The sequence below is a fragment of the Tenacibaculum profundi genome (genome assembly GCF_057162725.1).
The window spans coordinates 907971-932768 of the sequence record NZ_CM169894.1 but is presented as its reverse complement, the minus strand read 5'-3'; the positions used below and the strand labels follow the sequence as shown (position 1 = coordinate 932768).

At 28.7% G+C, this 24798-nt stretch carries 29 protein-coding genes and 1 pseudogene; 27 read left to right on the top strand and 3 right to left on the bottom strand.

Translation table 11 applies throughout. The annotated features are described in order from the left end of the window. Positions 1-39 precede the first annotated feature (39 nt). The 6 genes and pseudogenes from AC2GW8_RS03845 to AC2GW8_RS03820 all read left to right on the top strand — a co-directional run bounded on the left by AC2GW8_RS03845 (position 40) and on the right by AC2GW8_RS03820 (position 3415). A complete protein-coding gene (locus tag AC2GW8_RS03845; protein WP_440881470.1) occupies positions 40-411 on the top strand; it encodes a hypothetical protein in 372 nt (123 codons plus the stop codon). Between the two features lie 7 nt (positions 412-418). Next, entirely contained in the window at positions 419-946 is a 528-nt protein-coding gene (locus AC2GW8_RS03840; RefSeq protein ID WP_440881469.1) for a PsbP-related protein, read from the top strand. 639 nt (positions 947-1585) lie between these two features. After that, the gene (locus tag AC2GW8_RS03835; protein WP_440881468.1) at positions 1586-1975 is read left to right on the top strand and encodes a hypothetical protein; all 390 of its coding nucleotides are present in this window, start codon (positions 1586-1588) and stop codon (positions 1973-1975) included. Positions 1976-2022: 47 nt separating this feature from the next. Continuing rightward, positions 2023-2547, top strand: a pseudogene (locus AC2GW8_RS03830) (REP-associated tyrosine transposase); the annotation flags it as partial. 86 nt (positions 2548-2633) lie between these two features. After that, the gene (locus tag AC2GW8_RS03825) at positions 2634-2777 is read left to right on the top strand and encodes a hypothetical protein (protein WP_440881467.1); all 144 of its coding nucleotides are present in this window, start codon (positions 2634-2636) and stop codon (positions 2775-2777) included. A gap of 80 nt (positions 2778-2857) precedes the next feature. Next, complete coding sequence (locus AC2GW8_RS03820; RefSeq protein WP_440881466.1) at positions 2858-3415, top strand: REP-associated tyrosine transposase; 558 nt, start codon at positions 2858-2860, stop codon at positions 3413-3415. Between the two features lie 373 nt (positions 3416-3788). Here AC2GW8_RS03820 and AC2GW8_RS03815 read toward each other — a convergent pair whose 3' ends face one another. After that, on the bottom strand, positions 3789-4286 hold the full coding sequence (locus AC2GW8_RS03815) for a nuclear transport factor 2 family protein (RefSeq protein WP_440881465.1): 498 nt from the start codon (positions 4284-4286) through the stop codon (positions 3789-3791). 120 nt (positions 4287-4406) lie between these two features. On the opposite strand from AC2GW8_RS03815, the gene AC2GW8_RS03810 reads away from it, so the two are divergent. The 10 genes from AC2GW8_RS03810 to AC2GW8_RS03765 all read left to right on the top strand — a co-directional run bounded on the left by AC2GW8_RS03810 (position 4407) and on the right by AC2GW8_RS03765 (position 14582). After that, entirely contained in the window at positions 4407-4733 is a 327-nt protein-coding gene (locus AC2GW8_RS03810) for a winged helix-turn-helix transcriptional regulator (RefSeq protein WP_440881464.1), read from the top strand. A gap of 213 nt (positions 4734-4946) precedes the next feature. Next, entirely contained in the window at positions 4947-6062 is a 1116-nt protein-coding gene (locus tag AC2GW8_RS03805; RefSeq protein WP_440881463.1) for an aminotransferase class I/II-fold pyridoxal phosphate-dependent enzyme, read from the top strand. Between the two features lie 153 nt (positions 6063-6215). Further along, on the top strand, positions 6216-6905 hold the full coding sequence (locus AC2GW8_RS03800; RefSeq protein WP_440882179.1) for an NUDIX hydrolase: 690 nt from the start codon (positions 6216-6218) through the stop codon (positions 6903-6905). 54 nt (positions 6906-6959) lie between these two features. Continuing rightward, on the top strand, positions 6960-7805 hold the full coding sequence (gene prs / locus AC2GW8_RS03795; protein WP_440881462.1) for a ribose-phosphate diphosphokinase: 846 nt from the start codon (positions 6960-6962) through the stop codon (positions 7803-7805). After that, positions 7789-8178, top strand: coding sequence for a hypothetical protein (locus tag AC2GW8_RS03790; RefSeq protein WP_440881461.1), 390 nt, complete (start codon positions 7789-7791; stop codon positions 8176-8178). The genes prs and AC2GW8_RS03790 overlap by 17 nt, the downstream gene beginning before the upstream one ends. Before the next feature lie 3 nt (positions 8179-8181). Continuing rightward, complete coding sequence (locus AC2GW8_RS03785) at positions 8182-9657, top strand: nicotinate phosphoribosyltransferase (protein WP_440881460.1); 1476 nt, start codon at positions 8182-8184, stop codon at positions 9655-9657. Positions 9658-10623: 966 nt separating this feature from the next. After that, complete coding sequence (gene gloA2 / locus AC2GW8_RS03780) at positions 10624-11010, top strand: SMU1112c/YaeR family gloxylase I-like metalloprotein (RefSeq protein ID WP_440881459.1); 387 nt, start codon at positions 10624-10626, stop codon at positions 11008-11010. 690 nt (positions 11011-11700) lie between these two features. Further along, positions 11701-12933 carry a DUF6161 domain-containing protein gene (locus tag AC2GW8_RS03775; protein ID WP_440881458.1) on the top strand — a complete coding sequence of 411 codons (1233 nt, stop codon included), beginning with the start codon at positions 11701-11703 and terminating at the stop codon, positions 12931-12933. 584 nt (positions 12934-13517) lie between these two features. Beyond that, a complete protein-coding gene (locus AC2GW8_RS03770; RefSeq protein WP_440881457.1) occupies positions 13518-13850 on the top strand; it encodes a hypothetical protein in 333 nt (110 codons plus the stop codon). A 453-nt stretch (positions 13851-14303) separates the two neighbouring features. After that, a complete protein-coding gene (locus AC2GW8_RS03765) occupies positions 14304-14582 on the top strand; it encodes a hypothetical protein (RefSeq protein WP_440881456.1) in 279 nt (92 codons plus the stop codon). A 1-nt stretch (position 14583) separates the two neighbouring features. On the opposite strand, the gene AC2GW8_RS03760 is transcribed toward AC2GW8_RS03765, so the two are convergent. Beyond that, a complete protein-coding gene (locus tag AC2GW8_RS03760) occupies positions 14584-14850 on the bottom strand; it encodes a hypothetical protein (protein ID WP_440881455.1) in 267 nt (88 codons plus the stop codon). A 358-nt stretch (positions 14851-15208) separates the two neighbouring features. Between AC2GW8_RS03760 and AC2GW8_RS03755 the strand changes: the two genes are divergently transcribed. The 7 genes from AC2GW8_RS03755 (at position 15209) to AC2GW8_RS03725 (ending at position 22417) form a co-directional block, all read left to right on the top strand. Further along, entirely contained in the window at positions 15209-15637 is a 429-nt protein-coding gene (locus AC2GW8_RS03755; RefSeq protein WP_440881454.1) for a hypothetical protein, read from the top strand. Positions 15638-15906: 269 nt separating this feature from the next. Then, a complete protein-coding gene (locus tag AC2GW8_RS03750) occupies positions 15907-17103 on the top strand; it encodes a hypothetical protein (protein WP_440881453.1) in 1197 nt (398 codons plus the stop codon). A gap of 86 nt (positions 17104-17189) precedes the next feature. Continuing rightward, the gene (locus tag AC2GW8_RS03745; RefSeq protein ID WP_440881452.1) at positions 17190-17984 is read left to right on the top strand and encodes a cation efflux transmembrane domain-containing protein; all 795 of its coding nucleotides are present in this window, start codon (positions 17190-17192) and stop codon (positions 17982-17984) included. Between the two features lie 164 nt (positions 17985-18148). After that, positions 18149-19846 (top strand): DUF2254 family protein, encoded by a 1698-nt coding sequence (locus tag AC2GW8_RS03740; RefSeq protein WP_440881451.1) that lies wholly within the window; start codon positions 18149-18151, stop codon positions 19844-19846. Positions 19847-19982: 136 nt separating this feature from the next. Continuing rightward, positions 19983-20675, top strand: a complete 693-nt coding sequence (locus AC2GW8_RS03735) for a competence protein CoiA family protein (protein WP_440881450.1) — start codon at positions 19983-19985, stop codon at positions 20673-20675. 83 nt (positions 20676-20758) lie between these two features. Next, on the top strand, positions 20759-21496 hold the full coding sequence (locus AC2GW8_RS03730) for a PH domain-containing protein (RefSeq protein WP_483855386.1): 738 nt from the start codon (positions 20759-20761) through the stop codon (positions 21494-21496). 156 nt (positions 21497-21652) lie between these two features. Continuing rightward, complete coding sequence (locus tag AC2GW8_RS03725; protein WP_440881448.1) at positions 21653-22417, top strand: restriction endonuclease; 765 nt, start codon at positions 21653-21655, stop codon at positions 22415-22417. Between the two features lie 113 nt (positions 22418-22530). On the opposite strand, the gene AC2GW8_RS03720 is transcribed toward AC2GW8_RS03725, so the two are convergent. Beyond that, complete coding sequence (locus tag AC2GW8_RS03720; RefSeq protein ID WP_440881447.1) at positions 22531-22704, bottom strand: hypothetical protein; 174 nt, start codon at positions 22702-22704, stop codon at positions 22531-22533. 229 nt (positions 22705-22933) lie between these two features. Here AC2GW8_RS03720 and AC2GW8_RS03715 point away from each other — a divergent pair, with 229 nt between their 5' ends. The 4 genes from AC2GW8_RS03715 (at position 22934) to AC2GW8_RS03700 (ending at position 24797) form a co-directional block, all read left to right on the top strand. Then, positions 22934-23572, top strand: coding sequence for a response regulator transcription factor (locus AC2GW8_RS03715; RefSeq protein ID WP_440881446.1), 639 nt, complete (start codon positions 22934-22936; stop codon positions 23570-23572). Between the two features lie 65 nt (positions 23573-23637). Further along, a complete protein-coding gene (locus AC2GW8_RS03710) occupies positions 23638-23808 on the top strand; it encodes a hypothetical protein (RefSeq protein WP_440881445.1) in 171 nt (56 codons plus the stop codon). Next, entirely contained in the window at positions 23771-24469 is a 699-nt protein-coding gene (locus tag AC2GW8_RS03705; protein WP_440881444.1) for a hypothetical protein, read from the top strand. The genes AC2GW8_RS03710 and AC2GW8_RS03705 overlap by 38 nt, the downstream gene beginning before the upstream one ends. Positions 24470-24578: 109 nt before the next feature. Beyond that, on the top strand, positions 24579-24797 hold the full coding sequence (locus tag AC2GW8_RS03700; protein WP_440881443.1) for a hypothetical protein: 219 nt from the start codon (positions 24579-24581) through the stop codon (positions 24795-24797). Position 24798 lies beyond the last annotated feature (1 nt).

The window sequence follows — 24798 nt, the reverse complement described above, 5'->3', positions numbered from 1 at the left end:
ATAATAAGAAGAAAAATACATGTTTTTTTAAAAGAGAGGTTGAAATCAAAATTTTTACCTTTTAAAAAAGGCTTTGTTTTTTTATTTCAAAATTTAGCAAAAAATGGTTTTTCGATTTTTGGCATTAGAGAATTTTATGATATTGCTATGATACCATATACTGAAGATGGGTTTGATAAAGTTTGTGAAATTTTACAGAAAAGAGCTCCTTTTAACATAAAAGAATCTAAAGAGTTTAATATAGAAAACGATTATATCAATGTTTCAGCTTTTAAACAAAATAGGGAATTGTTTTTTTTAGTAGATAATTCTGCTGTAACAGATATATTACTAAATGATAAATTTAAGATTATAAAAACAGATGAAGAGTATTTTAATAGCTTTGAAAAAAAAGAGAATATTTTTAAATAGGAATAATATGTATAAGTTTAGTGTGCTGTTTTTTTTGTTAATACATTTAACAGGTTGTTCACAGGAAAAGTTAATAGATTATAAAAGTACTCAAGATGGCTTTTCTTTTTCATATGATGACTCATGGGAGAAAAAAATAATACGAAGTCGTTCTGTTTTTTTAACTAAAGGAGATGAAAAAGATGGGACTAATTTTAGGAATAATTTAAATGTAATTGTTCAAGATTTATCTCAAAACCTAATGAGTTTAGAGGATTACCACAATCTTACATTACAGCAAATGCAACAGGCTCTTGGAGAAAATACAGTTACAAGTGATAAAGATGTTACAATAGGAGGTGTTAACGCCAAAGAGCTTATTTACACAATCCCAAAAGATATAAGTAAGGGAAATTTTTTAGAACTTAAATTAAAGCAGGTATATTTAATAAAAAATAGTAAAGCATATTTAATTACATACACAGCAAAATCTAAAGACTTTGCGAAATATTTAAAGTCGGCTAACTTCTTTTTTACAACTTTTAAACTATTGTAGATTAAGCCAACTTATCCTGCAAGGTATTATCCCCTGTTAGCGCTCGTTTGTAACGAGTGCCGAGTAAGAGTAAGCAAACCATAAATAAAAAAGCTACTTTACATTATTTTGTGAGGTAGTTTTTTGGTTAATAAAAAAATAAGAATAAAATAAAAATGGCTACCAATTCAAATGGTAACCTGCAACAAGCAATGGATAAAATGAATTAGAAAAAAATGGATGACTTTGGAATTAATTATGTCGGCTTAACAATTAGATATCTATATATAAAGTATTTTTTAAAAAGAACTGTAAATTATAAAGAGTTATATAAAAAAACAAAGTATGGAAAGAATTTAAGATATATTAAAACATCAAATCATAATTTAGGAGTAATAACTTCTATTGTTTTAGCTATTTTAATTTTGTTAATTTATAAGGTAGCTCAATACATTAACATTTAGCGTTAGCCTAATAGCAAGTTTTTTTAAGAAAAATAATTAAAAACGAAAAGATAAAAGCCATTTGCAATGGTTAACAAAAAGCATCAATAGGTACAATAATGGAACTTTTTTGTATTTTAGTTTTGTTATGAGTAAAGGAACAACAAGTTACAGGAGTTTTAAAAAATAGTTTTTTTGAATATTAAAATACGTGTAAATGGAATCATCGAAAATAGAGAGAATATCAGCAGTATTTTTTGTTATCGCTATGTTTGGGTTTATAGGCTATCATTCTGTAACAAAAAGTAAAGACTTATTAGAGAACGGTGTTGTTACTGAGGGGGAAATTGTTGATGGTTATTATTCTGGAGGTAAATTTTATATTAAGTATATTTTTTTTGTTGGAGAAAAGAGGTTTGAAAGTGAGAGGAGAGTTGCGGTTTTCAAATGTGACGATGGAAGTACATCTTGTATAGGTAAAAAGGTGAAGGTTTTTTACTCCGAGAAAAATCCAAAAAATTCAGATATTAATTTAGGAAAATATAATAAATATAAAAGGGGTAAAAGATTATATGAGTTTTTTGAAGACTCTCCAAGCACTCGATAGTACGGACTTGTCCCCGCGCTAGTGCTCGTTTGTAGCGAGTTCATAACAAAGAAGGTTTATATTTTGTAAGTTTTGCCACGATAAATTGGATAGATGTATTTATAAGACAGGTGTATTTTGATGTTTTAGCAGAAAGCGTAAGTTATTGCAGAAAAGAAAAAGGACTAGAATTATGTAGTTGGGTAATAATGAGTAATCATATTCATTTGGTAGCAAGGGCAAAAGAAGGTTACAAAATGACAGCTATACTAAGAGATATGAAAAAGTTTACAAGTAAAAGAATAGTAAAAGAAATAAAAGAAAGTTCGGAAAGTAGAAGAGACTGGTTGTTGCTAGTTATGAAAAATGCAGCAGCACAAAACAGTAAACAGCAAAACTATCAGTTATGGCGTAATGATAACCATCCTATTATTTTATATTCGAATGCTGTTATTAAACAAAAGGTGTATTATATACATCAAAATCCAGTAGTATCAGGATTGGTTTTTAAAGCTGAAGATTACGTATATAGTAGTGCTGTAGATTATTCAGGAGAAAGAGGTTTACTACCTATAACTTTAGTAAATAATTAGATTATTGTTGTGTTTCTTAAAAGTTGGGTAGATAGTATTAGAGTTCATTTAATAAATCATAAAAATCTAAATATTAAAATAGAATAATGAATATTTTAGAAGTTATTTTTATAGCAATTTCAAAACTTTATATAAAAAGATCAGGTAAAAACGAAGATTGGTTTTACTTACCTCTCCTTATTATTTCTTTTATTATTGGTTTAGATATTTATGTAATTACATCCTGCTAGCGCTCGTTTGTAACGAGTGCCGTCAACGATAATAACAAGAAACTATACTATAAAAGTGTAGTTTTTTGTATTTTAGATTTATGAGTAGAAAGTATAAATTTCATAACAAAGCAGGTTTATATTTTGTAAGTTTTGCTACGATAAATTGGATAGATGTATTTACAAGACAGGTGTATTTTGATGTTTTAACAGAAAGCGTTAGTTATTGCAGAAAAGAAAAAGGACTAGAATTGTATTGTTATTGCTTTATGCCTAGTCACGTTCATTTTATATTCAGAAGTGTTAATGAACAACCTATGGAGTTATTAAGAAGTTTTAAACGACATACATCAAAAAAAGTTATAGAAGCTATTGAGAATAACCCACAAGAAAGTAGAAAAGAATGGTTGTTATGGATGTTTGAGCGAGCAGGAAAGAAACAAGGAAATATTACAAAACATCAATTTTGGCAACATCATAACAAATCAATAGAGTTATGGAGCGAAAAAGTAATCAAACAGAAAATAGATTATATTCATAATAATCCAATAGAAAGCGGTTTTGTAACCAATGCAGTAGATTGGAAATATTCCAGTGCAAGAAATTTTCAAGATGACATTACTATTATAGAAATAGATGAAGTTGGGTTTTTAGAATAGTTCTTTGTCTTTATAAGATAGATTGTATTTTAAGTTTAGCAATAAAGCCCTTCGCACGAGGCTACCGTACTGCCAGTTCCGTTATATAGAAGATCCTTTCGTGTGGTGAATAAGAGCAAGCAAAACAATAAATTAAAAAAAGCTATTTTACATTAGGTTGTAAGGTCGTTTTTAGTAATAAAGTTGGGTAGTTTCAGGTTTTTCTTTTCACAAGTATTTTCATCAAAAATAAACTCGTTACATGATAGTACTACCCATTATTGTCTATGGAAAGCAAGTTACGAGTGATATAAAATTAGCAATATAAAAAAACAAAGAACAACCTAATACTAAGTGTCCTTTGTTTATGTAATAATTGTGAAACGTATAGGGTTTATTTACCCCAGAAATTATCTTCAACAACTTGATCATCAGAGAATAGCCATACTTCGGTAACTTTCCCATCAACAACTTTGAATAAGTCAATACCAGCCATATCAATTTTTCTGTTTTCAATTTCTCCACTAAAACGAACAGGCATAACAACTAAGTCATTATTTTCCATTATATTACCATTGGGTTTTAAGGCAAATGTACCCTTGGAGATATCCATCATTTGAGAAAACATTTCACCAACTCCATTGGGACCATTTTTGGTTCCTGAGAATTTATTGCTTCCTGGTTGGTGCCATTTAATTTCATTACTAAAATATGAAAAAGCTGTTGGTATATCTCCTTTTCCAAGGGCTTCTGCGTATGCTATAACTACTTCTTTTGGTGTCATTTTACTATTTGTTTTTTTAATTTTTAAATTATTTTTGTGTTGAGCTTGTGTAACTGCTAGTCCAGTAAATACGCACAAGACTCCAACAATTAATGATTTTATTTGCATGTAATTTATTTATTATTCTAAAATCTTGTACAAAGATAAGTTTTTACTTACTTTTGTACAAGTACTTACTTTTTTGTGTAGTACTTACTTTTTTGTTTAAAATGTTGATTATAAAGGGAAATGAGTCAAAAAAAAATTATGCAATCAGATGAAAATTGTCCTGTAAGAAAGTCTTTAGGCATACTCAATGGCAAATGGACATTGCTAATATTGTTTCAAATTAACGAGCGAAACATACGGTATGGTGAATTAAAAAGAAGCATACCAGGAATTAGCGAAAAAATGTTAATTCAATCATTAAAATCGTTGGTAGAAAATAAACTTGTATCTAAAAAATCGTATCCTGAAATCCCTCCAAAAGTTGAGTATAGTTTAACAAAAATAGGTTTGAAAACGTTACCAATTATTGACAAGTTGGCTCAATTTGGATTAGAAAATTTAAAATAGCCTACCTAGTAGGTAAAACTACATCGTTTGAGTCTATGAAAATAGGAGAAACAAAATGGTATAGAAAAGACTGTCAATAAAGACAGTCTTTTCATTTGTGGGTTCAACTAGAACTATGTATTACTCGTTCTAGAAACTATTTGGTCGTAAAATAAAATGCATCTTACACTCAAATTAATTTTTTTATTTTGCAACAAGTAAAAGTTTTATATTATGAAGATTAAAGATTTCGGTTTAGAGCGTTATTTTGCCCAACATGAGTTTACAGCTAAGTATTTGCTGTCTAGTTCTGACTGTGATGCCTATGAATTAAACTATCTTCTAGAAAATGCTTCTGAAGAAGATTTAACTATGTGGAATAATTTAAAACTAGGCTATACCGAAAGTCAAGGAAACCCCATATTAAGGGAAGTAATACTTACTCACTATAAAACGAACAATATTAATAATGTAGTGGTAGCAACTCCGGGTGAATTAAGTTTTATGAGTATGAATGTATTGTTGGATGCAAAAGATCATGCCATAACTGTTTATCCTTGTTATCAATCATTGTATGAAGTTGCGAATTCAATTGGATGTGAACTTTCTTTTTGGAAACCTAGCGAGGATGACTGGATATTTGACACCAATGAATTAGAAAAATTAGTTCGTAAAAATACCAAACTTATTATTTTAAACTTTCCACACAATCCTACGGGGAGTTATTTGACAAAAAAGCAATTAGATACTATTATAGCCATCGCTAGAAAGCACGATTTATATATTTTTTCTGACGAAATGTATCATAAATTAATAATTGATGCTACAGAGGAGCTACCACCGATTTGTGATGGTTATGAAAAAGGAATAAGCCTTTGGGGTACCTCTAAAACTTTTGGACTGGCAGGTTTGAGAACGGGTTGGTTGGTCAGTAAAGACCATGAGTTTCTTAAAAAGGTTTTAGCGTTTAAAGATTACTTGAGTATTTGCAGCAGTGCACCAAGTGAAATTTTATCGATAATTGCTTTGAATAACATCAATTTATTTTTAGATCAAAATATCAAAAAAATAAAAAATAATATTTCAATTTTTAAAGAGTTTTCTAAAAAGCAAGGTATAATTTCAAATTTTATACCTCCAAAGGCTGGTTCAACAGCATTTGTTCGTTTAAATATTGCCTGCTCGGCTTTAGAATTTAGTGACCAACTAGTAAAGAAAACTGGGATTATGACACTGCCAGCAGAAACATTTGAGTACCAAGGGAAATATATTAGAATAGGGTTTGGGAGAGCTGGACTTTCTGAAGCATTGGAGGTATTTACTACCTATTTAGAAAAAGATAAATGCTAGTTAAATACTCACAAAAATTTTTGAAGAATATTCGGATACATCAATTACTGTTGTAAAATAGCATATGAATACATATCATACATTACGTAGAAAGTAGTATTGATGGGTATTACTAAGAGGTTAAATATTGTTAAATTTGTGAATAAAACGAATATGCAGTTTACTCAAAATATTAAAGTAGCTGTTGATGCTGTAGTGTACGGTTACTCTAATAATAAGCTACAAATACTACTAATTCAGCAGAAGTTTGGCATTGAAAAGAATAAATGGGCACTTCCTGGAGGGTTTGTTAAAGATAATGAAACGCTAGATCAAGCTGTAATAAGAGAATTAAAAGAAGAAACGGGAGTAGAGGTTAATTATCTTGAACAATTATATAGCTTTGGTGAAATTGATAGAGATAAAAGAGAACGAGTTATTTCAATAGCTTATTTAGCATTGATAAATCCAGAAAATGTTATTTTAAAGGCTGCTACAGATGCGAAAGATGCAAAGTGGTTTGATGTACATACAATACCAGATTTAGCATTTGATCATAATGAAATAGTGAAAACAGGGATGACACGACTTCAGAATAAAATAAATTACCAACCTATTGGTTTCGAGTTGCTAAATAAAGAGTTTCCTTTTTCGGAAATAGAAAATTTATACCAAACTTTGTTAAATAAGAAAATAGATAGAAGAAATTTTAGAAAAAAAATAATGAGTTTCGGAATTTTAGAAGATACTGGAAAAATATATAAACCTTCTAATGGACGTCCAGCTAAAATGTTTAGATTCAATCACGCAAAATATAAAGAGTTTGAGAGTAAAGGATTTCATTTTGAGATTAGATTTGCTTAAAAACATTTTTTAGTTATTACAAAAAAAACTAACTTTGTGTAAAATATACACAATATGGTTTTAAATTTAGATACAGGTTTTAAGCCTTATCCCCATCAGCAAGAAATTGAATTTGACTTTTTTATATTTTCAGGAGGGGAGCCCCATATTAAAATTACATCCAACCTTTCTTCTGTTAAAGAAGTTAATATTAACCATCGCATTCAATCCTTTAATGACTTAGGAGTGTTATTTTTAGCGGTAAATGCTTTAAAAAATATGGGTATTGAGAAAATGAACCTGTTTTTACCGTATTTTCCAGGAGCTAGGCAAGATCGATTGATGGTTGAAGGGGAAGCATTGTCGGTAAAGGTGTATGCAGCATTATTAAATAGTCAAAATTTTAATACAGTAAAAATATACGACCCACATTCGGAAGTAACTCCGGCTTTATTAAATAATTGCAAAGTTATAGACAACCACAAATTTATAGAGCAAATTACAAAGGAGCTTTCAAATGACTTATTACTAATTTCACCAGATGGAGGAGCACTAAAGAAAATATACAAAGTAGCGTCATATTTAAAATCGTATGCGGTTGTTGAATGTTCTAAATCTAGAGATGTTAAAACAGGAAAATTAGACGGTTTTAAAGTGTATTCTGATGATTTAGAAGGGAAAGATTGCTTAATTGTAGATGACATTTGTGATGGTGGTGGTACATTTTTAGGGCTAGCTAAAGAGTTAAAAGCAAAAAACGCAGGAAAATTATATTTAGCTGTAAGTCACGGTATTTTCAGCAAAGGTTTTGATTCTTTAGAAAAATATTTTGACCGTATTTATACCACAGATTCTTTTAAAACGATCAATGGAGAAACAAGGGTCACACAAATAAAATTATCTAATGGACTATTATCTTAATAATACTCACTCTTATAATCGACTTAAAGAAGAATATTTTAAATATAAAAGTTTAACTATTGCTTTTGATTTTGATGATACTGTTTATGATTTTCATAAAAAAGGAAGGGAATATAACCATGTAATTTTACTCTTAAGAGAACTAAAAGCGATTGGTTGTTATTTGATCTGTTGGACAGGCCAACAAAATTTAGCATTTGTTGAAAATTATTTAAACGAATATAAAATCCCTTTTGATACCATTAACGATAATCCTCCTTATTATAAATCAAATAGTAGAAAAATATATGCCAATGCATACCTAGATGATAGAGCTGGTTTAAAACAAGTGTATAATCAATTATCTAAATTAATAAACGAATTAAAACAATAAACGATGAACCCTTTATTATATACCGACGGTTATAAAGTAGATCACAGAAGACAGTATCCTGAAGGTACTACTTTAGTATATTCAAATTGGACACCAAGAAAAAGTAGAATTAGTGGAATTGATAAAGTTGTATTTTTTGGCTTACAATACTTTATTAAAAAATATATTATTCAAGATTTTCAAAACAATTTCTTCAATCAACCAAAAGAGCAAGTTTGTAAAAAATATAGTAGAAGAATAAATAATTATTTAGGCGAAAATGCTGTTGGGGTAAAGCATATAGAAGCTTTACATGATTTAGGATACATACCTATGGTTATAAAAGCTTTACCAGAGGGGGCTTCAGTACCTATAAGAGTGCCTATGTTTACGATGTATAATACGTTACCTGATTTTTTTTGGTTAACCAATTATTTTGAAACATTATTGTCTACAACCGTTTGGATGCCTTGTAATTCCGCAACCGTAGCTAAAGAATATCGAAAAATATTAGATCAATATGCAAAAGAAACATCATCAATGCCTGAATTTGTAGATTGGCAAGGTCATGATTTCTCAATGAGAGGGATGGCTGGTTTAGAGGCAGCTATGATGAGTTCGGCAGGGCACTTATTAAGCTTTACAGGGACAGATACCATTCCATCAATAGATTTTTTTGAAGAGTATTATAATGCGAATTCAGATAAAGAACTTATCGGAGGGTCTGTAGCTGCTACGGAACATTCGGTGATGTGTATGGGAACCAATAGCGGAGAAGAAGAAACATTTAAGCGTTTAATTACAGAAGTGTATCCAAAGGGAGTGGTTTCTGTAGTTTCAGATACTTGGGACTTATGGAAAGTTCTCACAGAATATTTACCAAATTTGAAAGAAGAAGTTTTGGCACGTGATGGTAAATTGGTTATTAGACCCGATAGCGGAGATCCGGTTGATATTATTTGTGGAAATACCCATGGTAAAACTTCAGAAGAAACGAAAGGAGTAGTAGAGCTTCTTTGGGAAACTTTTGGCGGTAGCATTAATAAAAAGGGGTATAAAGAACTTACTTCTCATATTGGAGCGATTTATGGCGATAGTATTACGTTGGATAGAGCGAAACAGATTTGCGAGCGCTTAAAAGAGAAAGGATTTGCTTCGACTAATGTAGTTCTTGGAATAGGTTCTTTTACCTATCAATATAATACAAGAGATACTTTTGGGTTTGCCATGAAAGCTACTTATGGAGAGGTAAATGGCAATGGTCGTGAAATATTTAAAGATCCAATAACTGATGATGGTACAAAAAAATCAGCAAAAGGACTTCTTAAAATAACATTTGAAGATGGAGCGTACAAGTTGCATGATCAGGTAAGCTGGGAGGAAGAAAAAAAGGGTGAATTGAAAGAAGTTTTTAAAAATGGAAAATTATTGAAAGACATAACTTTGAAAGAAATTCGGTCTCAAATTCGTAGAAATACTTTGCAAGAAATTGAAAGTTAGTTATTATTCGCAGAAGATTTAAACGCAATAATTCTTTTTAAAAAACACCTTTTAAGGTGTTTTTTAAATGTTTAAGCATACAATTATACTTAATATTTGAAATTACAGTAAAGAAAAAGAAAGAATTTTATTTAGATAAAGAAAAAAAGTAAGTTACAACTGAAACTGATGCCTTTTATTATGCTGAAATAAATAGAGTAAAGAAATTTTTATTGTGGTAATTTAAAATATAAAATGGGATCAGTAAAAAAAATACGTATTAATAACTAGAAGGATTAGATATAGGGGAAATTTTATTAATACGTACTTGTAATTTCAGGCAATATCAAGATATTAAGTGGAGATTTAGTTATTAAAAAAGGGGTTTTAGTTATAAAAAAAAATTGGATTACTAGTGTCTAAAAAAACTAAAAAACATCGCTAACATAAAGAAAATAGGTAAACACTTCTCTTATAGAATATCAACTTAAAATAAAGGTAGCGATAGTTTCAAAATAGAATATATTTGCACACTAAATTTACGTCATGACTAAACGTTTGTAAATAAGTTAAAAACAATTATAAATTTAATAAAGATAAAATCACTATTAAAAATTTTCTTTGGGAAGAGAGTTCTTGTTTAGGCGATTGAATCTGATACTTAAAAAAACAGTATATATGAGACAGATTAAAGCAACAATAAAAATTCAATCCTACTAATTTTTTTATTTCAGCTTAAAAGAACTCGCGCACCTTTTACGCAATAAATTACATCTAAATAATAGAAGTCATAAGAAAAGTTATTTCTAGTACAGTGCGAAATTTTAATTTATATTTTCTAGTATTATGGAATTGCTTGTTTTAGCTGAAGAGAAAATGATTGAATTAATACAAGTGAAAAGGTTAAAAACTACAAAAAATCTGTGTAAAAACGTATTTAACATAAACGTTTGGTATAATCATTTATAAAATGATTACATTAATCAAATGCAAATAGAAAAAATTCATCATATTGCCATAATCTGTTCTGATTATCAAAAATCAAAACAATTTTATACAGAAATTTTGAGTTTCAATATTGAAAACGAAGTTTATAGGCAAGAAAAACAGTCATACAAACTAGATCTTTCTTTTAATGGACATTATTTGATTGAACTTTTTTCTTTTCCAAATCCACCTCAAAGATTAACAAGACCTGAAGCAACAGGATTAAGGCATATCGCTTTTGGTGTAAAAAATATTGAAAATGAAATTCAATTTTTACAATCAAGAAATGTCATAACTGAACCCATTCGCATAGACGAATATACGAATAAGAAATTCACATTCTTTTTTGATCCTGATAATTTACCAATTGAACTTTACGAATTATGATAGGTGTAAAAAAATAGAAGCCTAAAAAACAATGTTTTTAAACTTTGGTGAGTTATTGATGGTTTAGAGAATTTATTAGTACAATAGATACAAACATAGCGTAATGATTACGAAATAGAGAATAATAGTACTATTCATAAAGACAGCAACTGTTAGATAGGGGAGTAATATTTAAAGGAGCAGCTTTGTATCGATTGAATCAGACTTTGAAATTAAACAACACATACTTTTTGATCGAACTATTATTACTCATTTTAATTATATTGGAAATAGTATTTTAAAATAGAACATAAGTTTGAAGTAGATATATTATAAACGATTAAAAGGAAACTAACTTACTTTGGTTAAGTTATATGTATTTCTTGAGAATATAAACTGATTTGTTTTTTTAACAAGTTTATTGATTAAAATCAACATCCTTACGCAAGTAATGCTAAAACTGAAGATGTAATATGACTTTATATTCTAGAGATCTCTTCAAACGGTATCATAAGTGTATTTAAATATCATTTACTGTAATTTTTCGAAATGTTTTTTAGCATTAATTTATCTAAATTTTTTAAAAAAGACAGGTGCTGTTTTCCGTCATTTTAATTGTGGTAAACTTCATTTTAGACATGAAAAATAATTGGATATTGGGAAGTGTGATTATATGTGTTTATAGTGTTTTTTTAAAAAAATAATTGAGAAATGATAACAAAAGAGTTAGAAATTAATATTAATGAAACAAAACTACCAAAATGGTTTAGTTTAGTTAAAGTAAATATAAATGTCCCTCATTTTAATATTGAGCTTAAAGGACTAAATGCAATTCATTTATTTTTAAGTCAGCAAATTAGTGGCTGGGAAAAATATGAATCACTTCCTAAGAAATTATTAGATCTCAAAAATGAATTTAAATCTCTTAAGTCTGGAACAGAACATTTTTTTAAAGAGTGCCAGTACGAAAGTAACGAAAAAAGTCTTAGTAGTTATTGGACTAGTTCAATAGCTCATAAATTTAAAGGTAAAAGCTTTTTTTGTTATGATAGCCCACAAGTGAAGTTTTTATTGAAAATCAATAAAGAAAGACCCGACTTTTTTGAAGGAGCTTATCAATTTATGATAGGTTCAGATTCGATTAATATCAATAATAAAAGTAGCCTCATAGGCGCATTTTTAGCGTATGATTTTGAAGTAAAAGATTTTTTAAAATCACCTAATAAAGAGGCTAAAGAAATGGGATTCGAAAATAAGCTGATAAAGAAGCTAGAAAAATATATAGATAAAAATGAAATAGAAATAATAGAAGATATTACTAAATTCGAAAATCTTGTAAATAAAACTGAAAAACCAAAAGAGCCTGAGGAATCATCATTTGATGAATGGTTTGAAGGATTAAAAAAAGATTTTTCTGATTTTGATTCAAATTCAAAAGCAAAAATTAGTTTATTAGAAAAAACATACGAAGAATTATTAAAACTCAAGAAACCAGCTGAATATTGGAAATCTAGAGCTAGAACATTAAAAAATGAAGGATGGAGGGCAATCGATTGGCTAGTGGCTGTGGTTGTATTTACTTGCATTAATCTTTATGGCTTACTTTGGTTAACATCAGAAGGAATGCTGTTGAGTTTTGTTAAAGGTAATGCCCAAGCAATCAAATGGTCTATTATATTCGTTATTTTTATTTCTTTTGCTGCATATGGAGTTGGAGTGTTAAGTAAAGTAGCATTTAGTTCATTTCATTTGGCACGTGATGCGGAGGAGAAAGAACAATTGACATATGTTTATTTAGCTCTAATAAAAGATAAATTAGTAGATGAAAAGGATAAAAATTTTATCATACAATCGTTATTTAGCAGAGCTGATACTGGATTATTGAGAAATAACTCTAAATCAGAAATAGCTAATTATTTTTTAGGAAAAAAGCCAAAGAGGTAAAAAAATAGCTATTAATATGTGAAAATAAAAGTTATATGTATTTAAAAAATATTTAGTAAAGAGTTGATTTGTAAAGTTAAACCCGAAAAGTTAGGTAGAAAAAAAGTATTAGAAAGCGTATTTTAGTTAATATTATTAATTATCAAAAGTTTTTAGTACCATAATTCTAATATTGAAAGATAAATATTTTCTGAAATTCAAAAAGCTGTATTGTTTAAATGTTTCGAAATTAACGTAAAGTTTAAATTACGTTTAATTTAGTATTAAAAAAGTATTGAAGAAAAGGAGATATAGAACTTTTTTATACGACAGATCGTAAAAATCTAGAAATCATTTATAAATTAGTAATGATCATTGTTTTGCAAATAACTAGACAGTTAGAATTATAATCAGATGGTTCAACGGTTAATTATTTAGGATAAAAAGAACGAGAATGGGTTGAGAAAAGGATTTATAGGCTTGTAAAAGAGTTCTATTTACAGTTCAATGAGAATTTTATAAAAGATAATCCTTGGATCGATAAAAAAGTTAGAGAGTATGGAAAATTCAAATGAACAGATGAAGAGAAAGAAATAGTAAGAAAATTGAAAGATGATGATATAGAAGAATATAAGTCCTTTTTGACAAAAGAAAAAGGATCGAAGAGAGTGAGTAAGTTACCATCGTTAAGTCAAAAAACAAAAGACGCTGTCAATACTTTTATTAAAACACTTCCAGAAAACCATTTTCTAATAAGATTAGGGAAAGTATTAGTACTAAGAGAAAAGCTTCAAGAAGGAGCTATTACAGCTCAGTACGTGTATGGAGGAATGAAAACAAAAGAAGAACTGGTAATCCCGAAATATATTAAATTAGTAGGCAAAGAAAATGCTAAATTACTTAGGTTTTGGATCAATCATGAAGCTGGTGGTTGGTAAAAAGATCAATCAGAGGAAATGGGATTGCGTACTAAGCAAAGGCTCATTACAGCAGATATCGACATATTCATTGGTAGTGATAAAGAAAATCAAGTTCAGCGAGACAATGATAACAATTGAAAATCTTTAGTAGCCTACTTCCTTGAGAAGAATAAAATAAAATAGCTGTTTTTATCTAAAAAGAGAGAATGGGTAAGTCTGTAGCTTTTTATAAGCATTATATTCAAACTCCTTTTTTTTAAGGTTTAAAAAAACTGATGAACCTTTTTTATTCCTATTTTAAAAATATCAATATTGGTTTATATCGACTTATTCTATAGTATTTCTTCTGGCGGGTAATGCTCACAAGGATATCAATGGAGATGGTTATCGGGATGTTACTTCAAGTAAAAAAGTAATGAAAAAAATACTAGCTATTATGCCGAAAGAATTTGAACTAGAAATACAAAGAATATGAGATTTTGGAAATTAACCGTAATAAAGGTTTTAGTCGGTTTTATTGGTGGTTTTATCGTGTGTTTTCTTTTGGTAAAGTCAACGATTCACAAGGCGATTGATAAAGAAACGACAAAAAATGAAATAGCAATACGTAAAATAAAAAAGCCACAAGATTTGAGCGTTGTTCTTTCTCCGGAGTGCATACCAAAGCCAATAAATGAAAATGATTGCGTCGATATATCTTCATTATCTGATAGCAGGAAAAAAAGAGTATACCGTTGGTTGGAAAATTAATTTAAAGATGATGCCTTGATAAACGTACCATTTCTTCAATGAGTTTATCGGGGCTTATATTCCCTGTTAAATCTGTTATTTTCATTCCTATTAAAAAAATTTCGTGCTGATTTACATTTTCTTTGTATTTAGCTCTTAAAGCTCTTTCGTGATATTCTAGTGCTACGATTTTCAATAACCTTTTCAACTCTTTAGGTGAGAGTTTAGGTACACCTTTCTCACTGATTATTCCGTTTATTCTCTCGATATATTTATAAGGACTTCCCATACTACAAATTTAGCTTGTAATTATTGCAAACCTTGCTACAGATTTTAGCAATATTTAAAAAGCTTTATTTTATATGATTGAATCACAGTTTTTATAGGGGGTAATGTGTCTAAAAAGAAAAAGGTCTCGGAGGGAATTATGGTAGGTGAAATAAACGTTTATAGTCGTTTGTAAACGGTTGTAAACGTTTGTATTCGGATAATAAGTGTCTTTAAACTATTTAATCTATTGATTTTTAAGTGTTTTTGATTGGTCTGAATTAATGTTATATTTGCAGCGGAAATATACACAATTGTGTATATACGCTAGTTGTGCATAATGTAGATCAACATTCTCGAAAATTTAAAAAACGACTTAATTGAAAAAAGGAATTTCCATAATTGAATATTTAAAAAATGATAAAATTCAACGTTTGATTTACGGCGGAATTTTACTCTTATGGATATTTGTCGGACTGAATTTTGTAAAATATAAATATGACTCTAGCCCATTCTATTTCGATATTTTTTACGCAATAATTATTCCTACTGCTATTCTAACTTTACCAATTATTATAAATAGAAAAATATTTTGGCTGTTAGCTTTCGGATTGTCAATTTTTCACGGAATTTGGACAACATATAAAATTGTATTCAATTATTTCTGGTATTTCCATAGAGATTATATTACTAATCCAAAATGTATCTTAAAAGATATCGGAATTTCAGTTTTGCTTATTGTAGTTTCTTTTTTAGTATCTTGGATTATTTGGAAAATGAAACCTAAAAAAACTGAAGAGATTGAATAAAACACTATGCACAACAATGTATAACCGCAATTACGGCGGATTCGACTATGTCCGAATCCACTCGGAATTGCGAGCGTCAGTAATTAATCGAAAAATAGTAATTTAAAACCCGTAACTGACGGTTATACGAGACCGTTATAAGCCATAAAAGAAAACAACTTAAAAACAATTATAAATTTAAATTATTATGAAATCGCTATGAGAAATTTTTCTTCGGAAATAGAATGCTTATCCAAGCGATTCAATCTGACAATTAAAAAACAATAAAAATGAAACAGATTAAAACAACAATTAAAATTGCAGTAGTTTTATTATCATGGCAAGTAAACGCCCAATTTGATTCAAGAGGAAACTTGAATATTTTCTCTGATTTGACTAATCAACCATTTGTAACACTAGGAATAAATCAAACAGACCGTTGGAGTATTGGGATGTATGAAGCTAGTAACCCTTCTTATACCAGATCTTTATTTATTTACGAGGATCACACAGGTGTATCAGGGTCAAAAGGTGTAAGGTTTTTAATAAAACCTAATGGTAATGTGGGAATTGGAACAACAAATCCTAGTTCTCAATTAGAAATAAAATCTAAACAAACCAAGTTCTTAAAGTTTCATAGAGAAGGATTGTCTAAAAAGGGGCATATTGGTTATGGAACAGCGAATCAAGGAGGTGTTTATATTGGAACAGATGACAATACTTATAGTCTTTGGGTTCAACAAAATGGAAATGTAGGAATTGGAACAACAAGTCCTAAAGCTAAGCAACATTTATTTACTGGTAATTCAAACGGTATTAAAGACCTTTATGTCACTTCGATAATTGAAGGTATGGATGCGAGACTTCAATTAATGTCAAGTAACGCAGGTAGCAATGGTTCTTCTATTTCTCTAACAAATGAAAGTTCTTCTTGGACTTTACATCAAAAAACTGCGTCATTGGGTAATAGATTCGATATTGGCTACAGAGTTTCGACAGAGTCGGAGGATATTGCTGCAAGACAAAACATTTATTTTTCAATTTTGAAGGATGGTAATGTTGGGATAGGCACAGTTACAACTGGAAATCACAAATTAGCAGTTGAAGGCTCAATAGGAGCAAGAGAAATTAAGGTAGAAGCATTTCCAGACTGGTCTGATTTTGTTTTTTATGATGATTACCAATTACCAACCTTAACTGAAGTTGAAAACCATATCAAAGAAAAAGGACATTTAAAGGATATTCCAAGTGCTGAAGAAGTAGAAAAGAACGGATTTTATCTTGGAGAAATGGATGCTAAATTATTGCAAAAAATTGAAGAACTGACATTATACACTATTGCACAAGAAAAAGAAATTAAAGAATTGAAAAAGGAAAAGGCTAAAAATAGAAAACAAGAAGAAGAAATTGAAGAACTGAAAAAACAAAATTCTGAAATAAAAGAATTAAAAGCTTTAGTTCAGAAATTAATAAGAGATAAAAACTAAGCGTAACGGCTTATAACAGCGTATAAACCCCATTAAAACGGGGTTTATACAAACCGTTGTAGCCAATGCGAAAAAAGAAACTGTGAATGAACAAAACGATATTTGAGATTACAAAAATGGACTGTCCTTCGGAAGAAAATTTAATCCGAATGAAACTGGACGGAATTTCAAGTATTGCGAATTTGGACTTTGACATTCCAAACCGAAAATTGACCATTTTTCACAGCGGACAAATTGACCAAATCGAAAAGTCACTTATCGAACTGAATTTGGGCGGAAAGAGAATCTCGACCGAACTAACTGACCAGACCAATTTTAAAGAAAATACAAACCAAAGAAAACTACTTTGGACTGTACTCGGTATAAATTTTGTTTTTTTTCTAATCGAAATGACAACAGGAATAATCTCAAAATCAATGGGACTTGTTGCGGACAGTTTGGATATGCTTGCCGACAGTTTTGTTTATGGAATTAGTTTGTTTGCTGTTGGCGGAACTTTGACAAGAAAAAAACGAATTGCAAAACTCGCTGGATATTTTCAAATAACTCTTGCAGTAATTGGATTTATTGAAGTTTTGAGAAGATTTTTCGGAGCAGAAAAATTGCCCGAATTCTCGACAATGATAATCGTTTCTATTTTTGCACTTATTGCTAACGGAATTTGTTTGTATTTGCTACAAAAATCAAAGAGCAAAGAAGAAGCTCATATGAAAGCAAGTATGATTTTCACTTCAAATGACGTGATAATAAATTTGGGAGTGATAACAGCAGGAGTTTTAGTCAATTGGTTAAACTCGAACAAACCTGACTTGATAATCGGAACAATCGTTTTTGCTTTGGTAATTCAAGGAGCGATAAGAATATTAAAACTTGGAAAATGAAAAAAGCACTGGCTACAACAATGGCTATAAACAATTGGAGCGAAAGTGATAAAACGAAACTATAAACAAAAAATAAAGGTCGGTGTTAAACTGAAAAGTTAGGGCGTAAAATCCCCAACTGTTCATAGCCGAGACCGTTATATGCAAGCTGAACAAATGAGAATATGAAGAACTTTTTCAAAATAATTTCCAACTTATATAGTGGAAAGTTAATATTAGTTTTTTTAGCAATATTTTTAATCATCAGAATCCCATTAATACAAGTAATTCCTGATTTTTTAAAACTTGGAGAAATTGAGTCTCCTCAATCTTATATCTTAAGATTACTTTCTATAGTCATTGGGTTTTCAAGTTTTATATTAACAATTCTACTTTTAGCTTACAATACATTTTCAAAAAAAATAAAAAGAAACTCTTTTGATTTTGTATTAAATAATCCTTGGATTAAAATAACTTTTTCCCTTTTTAGTAGTTCTTTGGTTTTTATCTTTTTAGTGTTGCTAACTTTAAAAATTTCTGATAAGAATACAATAATTACTCTAGTGTATCTTTCTAGTTTTTTAGCTTTCAGTAACTTATTGATTCAATTTCCTCTATTAATATTAAGTATTAAACATTCTAACTCTTATGAGATTATAAAAAAATTAATAGATAACATTGATAAAGAGGATTTAAAAAATCTACATAATCCTCAAAGTATTAATGAGAAAAATATAATTGATATTTTAGAAAAGAATAAATTAACTCAACTTAAAGACATTGGTATAACTGCGATTAAAGAAAATGATTGGGGTTTACCACAAACTATAATAAACAGATTATATGACAAACTAGTTCTACCGTTAGACAAAGATTCGGAAAAAGAAGATTTAATAATTAATTTATCAGCCTTTAATTTTTTAGCGAGACACTTTAAAAAAGTAGCGATTGAGGAATCTGATGAAATTACAACAGGTGTACTTTTAAATAATCTTTTAAGAACTCATATACATCTAGCTAAGAAAGAGATTAGAGATATTCGAAATAATCCAATTGATGGAACAATTCAAGATTTAATTAGATTACTAATTGAAAACAACTCATACTACAATCTTCAGCCTTATCTCTTAAATAAATTAACTCATGTTATAAAAGCACATATAGATTCAGTAAACTATTCAGATGAGATTCTTTCAACTTCTGACTATCTTTTTAAACAAAAAGATTTTGATTCTAGAGACAAGATAATTTTAAATTATTGGTTTTACTTGAAGAACGAATTGCCTGATTTATTTTTTAAATCATTAGAACATTCAATTGAGAAGAATAATAAAAATGTATATGATTATTTCTTTTTGGAAACACAGACACTATTGAGTGAAATTTCAAATTCAAAACATTTAACTGAATCACAAGAAAATGACATATTTCAAGAATATTCTTATAAAACTAGAAGAATTATAGATTTTGCTATTGAGAATAATATTTATCGAAATATAGAATTCTACTCACATATTCAATTAGAAGATTGGATTATTAACAATAAAAAATATGCTTTTTCCTCTCTGTATGATATCTCATTCTTTTTAAAAAAATTGAATAACTCGAAAAACTTAAATGGAGTGCAAATTGATGAATTTTTTATGATTGCAAGAAGTTTATCGACTAAAAAAATTGATAAAAAAGTCAAACAAGATGTTATAAAATTCATTATTGAATATGGATTTGAGATTTTTGAGGATACAAAGTCCGAGGAATATGTTAAAAATGAAATTATAAGACAACTTAAATGGTTAAATGGTTATCTCGAAAGAGAAAAAGATTTAACTGATTTGAAAAAGGAATTCTATAAAAAAATTGACAATTTAAAAGCCAGCATATAACAATGTGTATAATTCATTGCTAGTAAATGCTTGCTTACGAAAATTCTCGCGGATTTTCTATTCGGTTTGTATTTGCTAAATTAGGTGCTTAAACACGCAACGAAATCATACACGAGACCGTTGGCAACCATAAAATATGAAATACGCATTACTTAACGGAAATAAAACTCATGCAAAAGAGGTGAAATCTGGAACTATCGCAAGAGATATTTGGTTTCCCGAATATGAAGTAAAGGCATGTGTAGGTAAGTATAGACAATTTTGGAAATACTCTGGTGAAAAACCACCGTTCCCTAGAGGTTATGAGCCTGAATCTGAATGGCACGCATCTTGGAAAAAACCTATCCTTGACGCAAATTGTGAAGTCATTTGCGGTGAGAATAGAGAACATCGAGCAGATATAAAAACAGATAAATATGTCATAGAAATTCAAAAAAGTTCAATGGATGGATATGATGTAATCGAGCGAAATGTTTTCTACAAAAACTTAAGCGGAAATCGATTAGTTTGGATTGTGAACATTGCAAAACCTTGGAAAGAAAAAAGAATTTTGACTGAATTAGTTATTGGAGAAAAAGATAAACGATTTGAAATAAAATGGAAACGTGCATGGTCTTGGGTTAAAGAAATTGCTAAAACTAAAGATACCTTTCTATACCTTGACTTCAATCCAAGTAGTGAGAAATTATTTTACGCTTGGAGTTTCAAAGGAGTTTTATTTGGTAAATGGGCCAATAAAAAAGAAATTTTCGAGAATTATCTAAAGGAAGTCCTTAAACCTGAATATCAAAAAGAGATTGATATAAAAGAGATATTTAAAGAAACATAGAAAATACGGCTGTCAACAATGAGTAAATTGCATAACCGCCCTGCGGGACGGCAACGCACTTTACTCGGAACGTTATCCAACATTTGAGAAAAACCTACGAAATATCTAACAAGCTTTTGAAAAAAATCATAATCGAATTTTTGATTATGGTTGTTCTAATGATTGCTGTTTTACCAATCTATTGGAGAATAAAGCATGAAATGAATTTCGTTTTTAAGCAACAGTCAGTGCTATTATTTTGTTGTGTTATTTTAGTAATGTCTGTTCCAACAATAGCTATTTTTTTAAACTATTACTTTGAGAATAGAAATATATCTTTTTCATTAGACTGGAAGACAAAGCAAGTTTCAATAAATCAAAACGGAATTACAAAGAGTTATGAAAAAGAAGACATTGAAAAATCAACTTATCATCTTGGAATTTATTACAAAAATGCAATAGATAGAGCAGGAAGACTTCCAATAATGATTTCTGATTTTGGATATTGGGAATTGGAATTTAAAAATGGAGACAAATATTACTTAACGAGTATATTACACGATTTTATTCATGACCAACCATTTTTTAAAAACACCAAATATCGTTTTAGAATGTTTACCTATGTTAACAAATCGGATTCTAAAGAAGCTGTTGAATTAAAAAGAATTAAGGGACAGTATGTTACCAAAACAAGGAAAGAACGATTAAGGGAAATTTACAAGCAAAAATCCATATCGGAATTGGAATATATTGTTGAAAACGAAAAACTCTATATGGCTAATGCAAGAAAGGTAGCTTCGGAATTAATACAAGAAAGAAAAACGTTGGGTAACAATGTTTAAAAACAATTGCTCGGTAAGTGCTTACTTCGAAAAATCTTACGGAATTTTCCAACGGTAGCTTTTATTAACTATTTTTACACGTAGCTGTTGTAAACAGTTTTTCAAAAAACGAAAAGAATCGATTGATAAATTCCCATATGACAATCTCATCCATTAATGATAACTAAAGAACCAAAAAATTGGAAAGACTTACAAAACAAAGTTAATTTAATTCTAAATGATATAGGTTTAGACTCTAATACAGAGGTTAAATTAAAAACCCCAACTTCAAAATTTGAAGTTGATGTATATGCAATTGACCCAAAAAGCGTTGATAAAATAAAATATATAATTGAATGCAAAAATTGGAATAAAAATATCCCTCAGCATGTAATTCATAGTTTCATTACTACTATGAATGCAACTGGAGGAGATATAGGTTATATAATTTCAAAAAAGGGATTTCAAAAAGGAGCTCTAGAAAGTGTAAATTATACTAATATTAGATTGTTTTCTTACATTGAATTTCAAGAACACTATTTAATGCTTTGGTATAAAAAAAGTTTTGCAAAAAGAATTTATGAAATTAGCTCTGATTTGATTTCATATACAGAACCAATAAATTCTAGAAGATTTAAATGTCAAGAAAAACTTACTAATATTAAAGCCGAAAAATTTAATCATCTACTAGATAAATATTCTGATTTTGCCACGATGTTAATTTGTATAGGCTCAAACTCTTTTGAGAGGAGATTTTCAAAAGAAAAAAATACTTTTTTTAGTATTGAGGAAATTAAAGTTATCGTTTTTGATTCGTTGAAAATCAGATTAAAATCTGAGAATTTTCAAGATTTGTTAATTGAATTGAAAGGTATAATAGAAGATAGTGTTTCTGAATTTAATATCCTGTTTGGAAAAAATATATTTACTAATCAAAACTAACTTTGTGCAATGCGGTCTATAAAAATATAGCTAATGAGTGATAAACCGAAAGGTTTGTGTATTATTAGAAAGTCTACCAAATTGTTTGTTTGGTTATATTCTGTAAAAGAAAATTAAAGATGAAATAATAAATTTTTTCCATTTATTCTATTAATAATCTTATTCCAAAAAGATGTTTTTTCAATGTCTTTACCGCATTCTTCGCATAATAAAGGAGCTTCGTCTGGTTTCATTCCATATTTAGGAGCGCAATTTTTACAAAATTCAGCCATAACTTTTATTGCCAATGTAAATAAAAATTTTTTATTTACTGAGATATGTGTTAGCTAAATTTGTTTATTATTTTCAGGTATAAAGTAGCCTCTATAAAATTTTATAGCTGCTATTAGTAGTACTGGTTAGATTTTAGTAATCTAACCAAGTGTTCTATGTAAATTGTTATATTTTAACATTTTCAATAAAAATATACCTAAAAGGTCTACATTTTTTTTTAAATATACTTTTTAGCTTTGTTGCATGAAGAAAATTAAAGTGGTTATAGCGGAGGATTTTCAATGCTATGTAGAAGGATATCTAGCGGTTTTAAACCTAATACCGAACGTTCAGGTTACCAAGATATTTAAAGACGGTCAAGAACTAATAGACTATTCGAGAAAGAATAAAAGTAAAATTGATTTTATTCTTCTTGATGTTCGAATGCCAAATTGTGATGGTGTTGATGTTTTAAAGTATTTCAAAGAAAATAAGTTGAATTTCAATATCATTATGGTGTCAGAGCATTATGATGAGTCTTTTTATGAATTGTGTCAGAAAAAATTAGGTTTAAATGGATTTATACCAAAATGTTATTTTAGTGATGTTCATTTTCAAGAGGCTATGAATTTTATTAATAATGGAGAAACTTATTTTGTTAATCGTTTTGAGCCTATGAAATATGAGGATTCTTATTTAGTTGAACGTAAAAATGATATAATACTTTCCGAAAGAGAGAAGGAGTTCATACCGCTTCTAGAAGAATATTCTTTTAATCAAATTGCTGAAAGAAAAGGAGTGAGTCTAAGTACTGTAAAAACAACTATTGCTAGAGCGAAGGAAAAGTATAATGTAAACAACAACATCGGATTAATCAAACTATTTTTTAATGTGAAACTATAACTAACTAAACCTAGTTATTATAAGGGTTTTCATATTTTTACAGGTCACAATAAGACTTATTAAAAATGAAAAAAAGACTTTTATTATTACTAGCAATCAGTTTATTTTTAGTTTCATGTACAGATAATCAAAGCGAACATGAAGAATTACTCAAAGCCCAACAATCAATTGAAAAAGAAGATGCTATACATAGAGAAGATGATGGTGACGCTTGGCCTAATAACGAAGAAAACTAGAGAGGTATTAACTATTTTTATAGTAGTTTTATGTGCTATTTTATTTTATTCTCACCAGTTTGTACCTGGATTAAAAGATGACTTAGAATACTCTGTAGCGAAGAAAAAGTTTGAAGATTTAAAAAAAGAGAATACAAATGCCTTAACTGAAATTAAAAATTCAGTTAAAGGCACACCTGTATACGATAAATATTTAGCGATAAATAAAAAAAAGAATAAAGCGTATAAAGAATGCCTTAAAATTTATAAAAGTAAAAGGGTTTATGGTTTTATTTCTTTACGACATTTTTTAGAAAGATTTGGTTTTGTGTTATGTATATTTATTTATGCTTTATACAACCTTATAAAGTCATATTTGAGAGAAAGGGGTAACATAGGAAGTAAAATTTTTCATACTTATATACTCTCAATTTGTTTTTTCTCATTCTTTTGGATCTTCCAACGATTTCAGGATTTTAATGATGTAGTCTATTATTTTATGACAATAACTTCTGCTTGTTTAGTTACGTATGCTGTTTTATTAACTACGAAGTATTATAAAGAGAGAATAAATAAAACAAGGCAACAAATGTATGAAATCTCTAAAATAGCATTGAGGAATGCGAAACCAGAAAAACAAGATGAAGTTTATAATAGAATTAAAGAAATAGCAAATGATTAATTCAAAAAAACTATTCTAGATTTCTGAATTTTAAAAAACTGAAAATGCGATACTTAATAATTAAGTGTCAAAAAATAATCCCCCTAAAAAACCAAACTAAGTCTTCATTATGCAAAAAGATAAAGTGATTGAGTTAAATCATTACGATACCCCTATTGAAAAAATAAAAATAATTTACTCTAATACAAATGATGTTGAAATAATAGTGTCAAAGATTAAGATTACTAAAGAAGTTCTTAAAAAATATTTTAAAACATTAGATATTATAATTGTAAAGGGGTATAATTTTGAAAATCGACTACCTTATTATATATATAGGAAAAAGTAAC

Excerpts from the sequence above, each read along its gene's own strand:
- AC2GW8_RS03840 (WP_440881469.1), top strand. The coding sequence starts at position 419 with ATGTATAAGTTTAGTGTGCTGTTTTTTTTGTTAATACATTTAACAGGT.
- AC2GW8_RS03835 (WP_440881468.1), top strand. The coding sequence starts at position 1,586 with ATGGAATCATCGAAAATAGAGAGAATATCAGCAGTATTTTTTGTTATC.
- AC2GW8_RS03825 (WP_440881467.1), top strand. The coding sequence starts at position 2,634 with ATGAATATTTTAGAAGTTATTTTTATAGCAATTTCAAAACTTTATATA.
- AC2GW8_RS03820 (WP_440881466.1), top strand. The coding sequence starts at position 2,858 with ATGAGTAGAAAGTATAAATTTCATAACAAAGCAGGTTTATATTTTGTA.
- AC2GW8_RS03815 (WP_440881465.1), bottom strand. The coding sequence starts at position 4,286 with ATGCAAATAAAATCATTAATTGTTGGAGTCTTGTGCGTATTTACTGGA.
- AC2GW8_RS03810 (WP_440881464.1), top strand. The coding sequence starts at position 4,407 with ATGAGTCAAAAAAAAATTATGCAATCAGATGAAAATTGTCCTGTAAGA.
- AC2GW8_RS03805 (WP_440881463.1), top strand. The coding sequence starts at position 4,947 with ATGAAGATTAAAGATTTCGGTTTAGAGCGTTATTTTGCCCAACATGAG.
- AC2GW8_RS03800 (WP_440882179.1), top strand. The coding sequence starts at position 6,216 with ATGCAGTTTACTCAAAATATTAAAGTAGCTGTTGATGCTGTAGTGTAC.
- prs (WP_440881462.1), top strand. The coding sequence starts at position 6,960 with ATGGTTTTAAATTTAGATACAGGTTTTAAGCCTTATCCCCATCAGCAA.
- AC2GW8_RS03790 (WP_440881461.1), top strand. The coding sequence starts at position 7,789 with ATGGACTATTATCTTAATAATACTCACTCTTATAATCGACTTAAAGAA.
- AC2GW8_RS03785 (WP_440881460.1), top strand. The coding sequence starts at position 8,182 with ATGAACCCTTTATTATATACCGACGGTTATAAAGTAGATCACAGAAGA.
- gloA2 (WP_440881459.1), top strand. The coding sequence starts at position 10,624 with ATGCAAATAGAAAAAATTCATCATATTGCCATAATCTGTTCTGATTAT.
- AC2GW8_RS03775 (WP_440881458.1), top strand. The coding sequence starts at position 11,701 with ATGATAACAAAAGAGTTAGAAATTAATATTAATGAAACAAAACTACCA.
- AC2GW8_RS03765 (WP_440881456.1), top strand. The coding sequence starts at position 14,304 with ATGAGATTTTGGAAATTAACCGTAATAAAGGTTTTAGTCGGTTTTATT.
- AC2GW8_RS03760 (WP_440881455.1), bottom strand. The coding sequence starts at position 14,850 with ATGGGAAGTCCTTATAAATATATCGAGAGAATAAACGGAATAATCAGT.
- AC2GW8_RS03750 (WP_440881453.1), top strand. The coding sequence starts at position 15,907 with ATGAAACAGATTAAAACAACAATTAAAATTGCAGTAGTTTTATTATCA.
- AC2GW8_RS03745 (WP_440881452.1), top strand. The coding sequence starts at position 17,190 with ATGAACAAAACGATATTTGAGATTACAAAAATGGACTGTCCTTCGGAA.
- AC2GW8_RS03740 (WP_440881451.1), top strand. The coding sequence starts at position 18,149 with ATGAAGAACTTTTTCAAAATAATTTCCAACTTATATAGTGGAAAGTTA.
- AC2GW8_RS03735 (WP_440881450.1), top strand. The coding sequence starts at position 19,983 with ATGAAATACGCATTACTTAACGGAAATAAAACTCATGCAAAAGAGGTG.
- AC2GW8_RS03725 (WP_440881448.1), top strand. The coding sequence starts at position 21,653 with ATGATAACTAAAGAACCAAAAAATTGGAAAGACTTACAAAACAAAGTT.
- AC2GW8_RS03715 (WP_440881446.1), top strand. The coding sequence starts at position 22,934 with ATGAAGAAAATTAAAGTGGTTATAGCGGAGGATTTTCAATGCTATGTA.
- AC2GW8_RS03710 (WP_440881445.1), top strand. The coding sequence starts at position 23,638 with ATGAAAAAAAGACTTTTATTATTACTAGCAATCAGTTTATTTTTAGTT.
- AC2GW8_RS03705 (WP_440881444.1), top strand. The coding sequence starts at position 23,771 with ATGATGGTGACGCTTGGCCTAATAACGAAGAAAACTAGAGAGGTATTA.
- AC2GW8_RS03700 (WP_440881443.1), top strand. The coding sequence starts at position 24,579 with ATGCAAAAAGATAAAGTGATTGAGTTAAATCATTACGATACCCCTATT.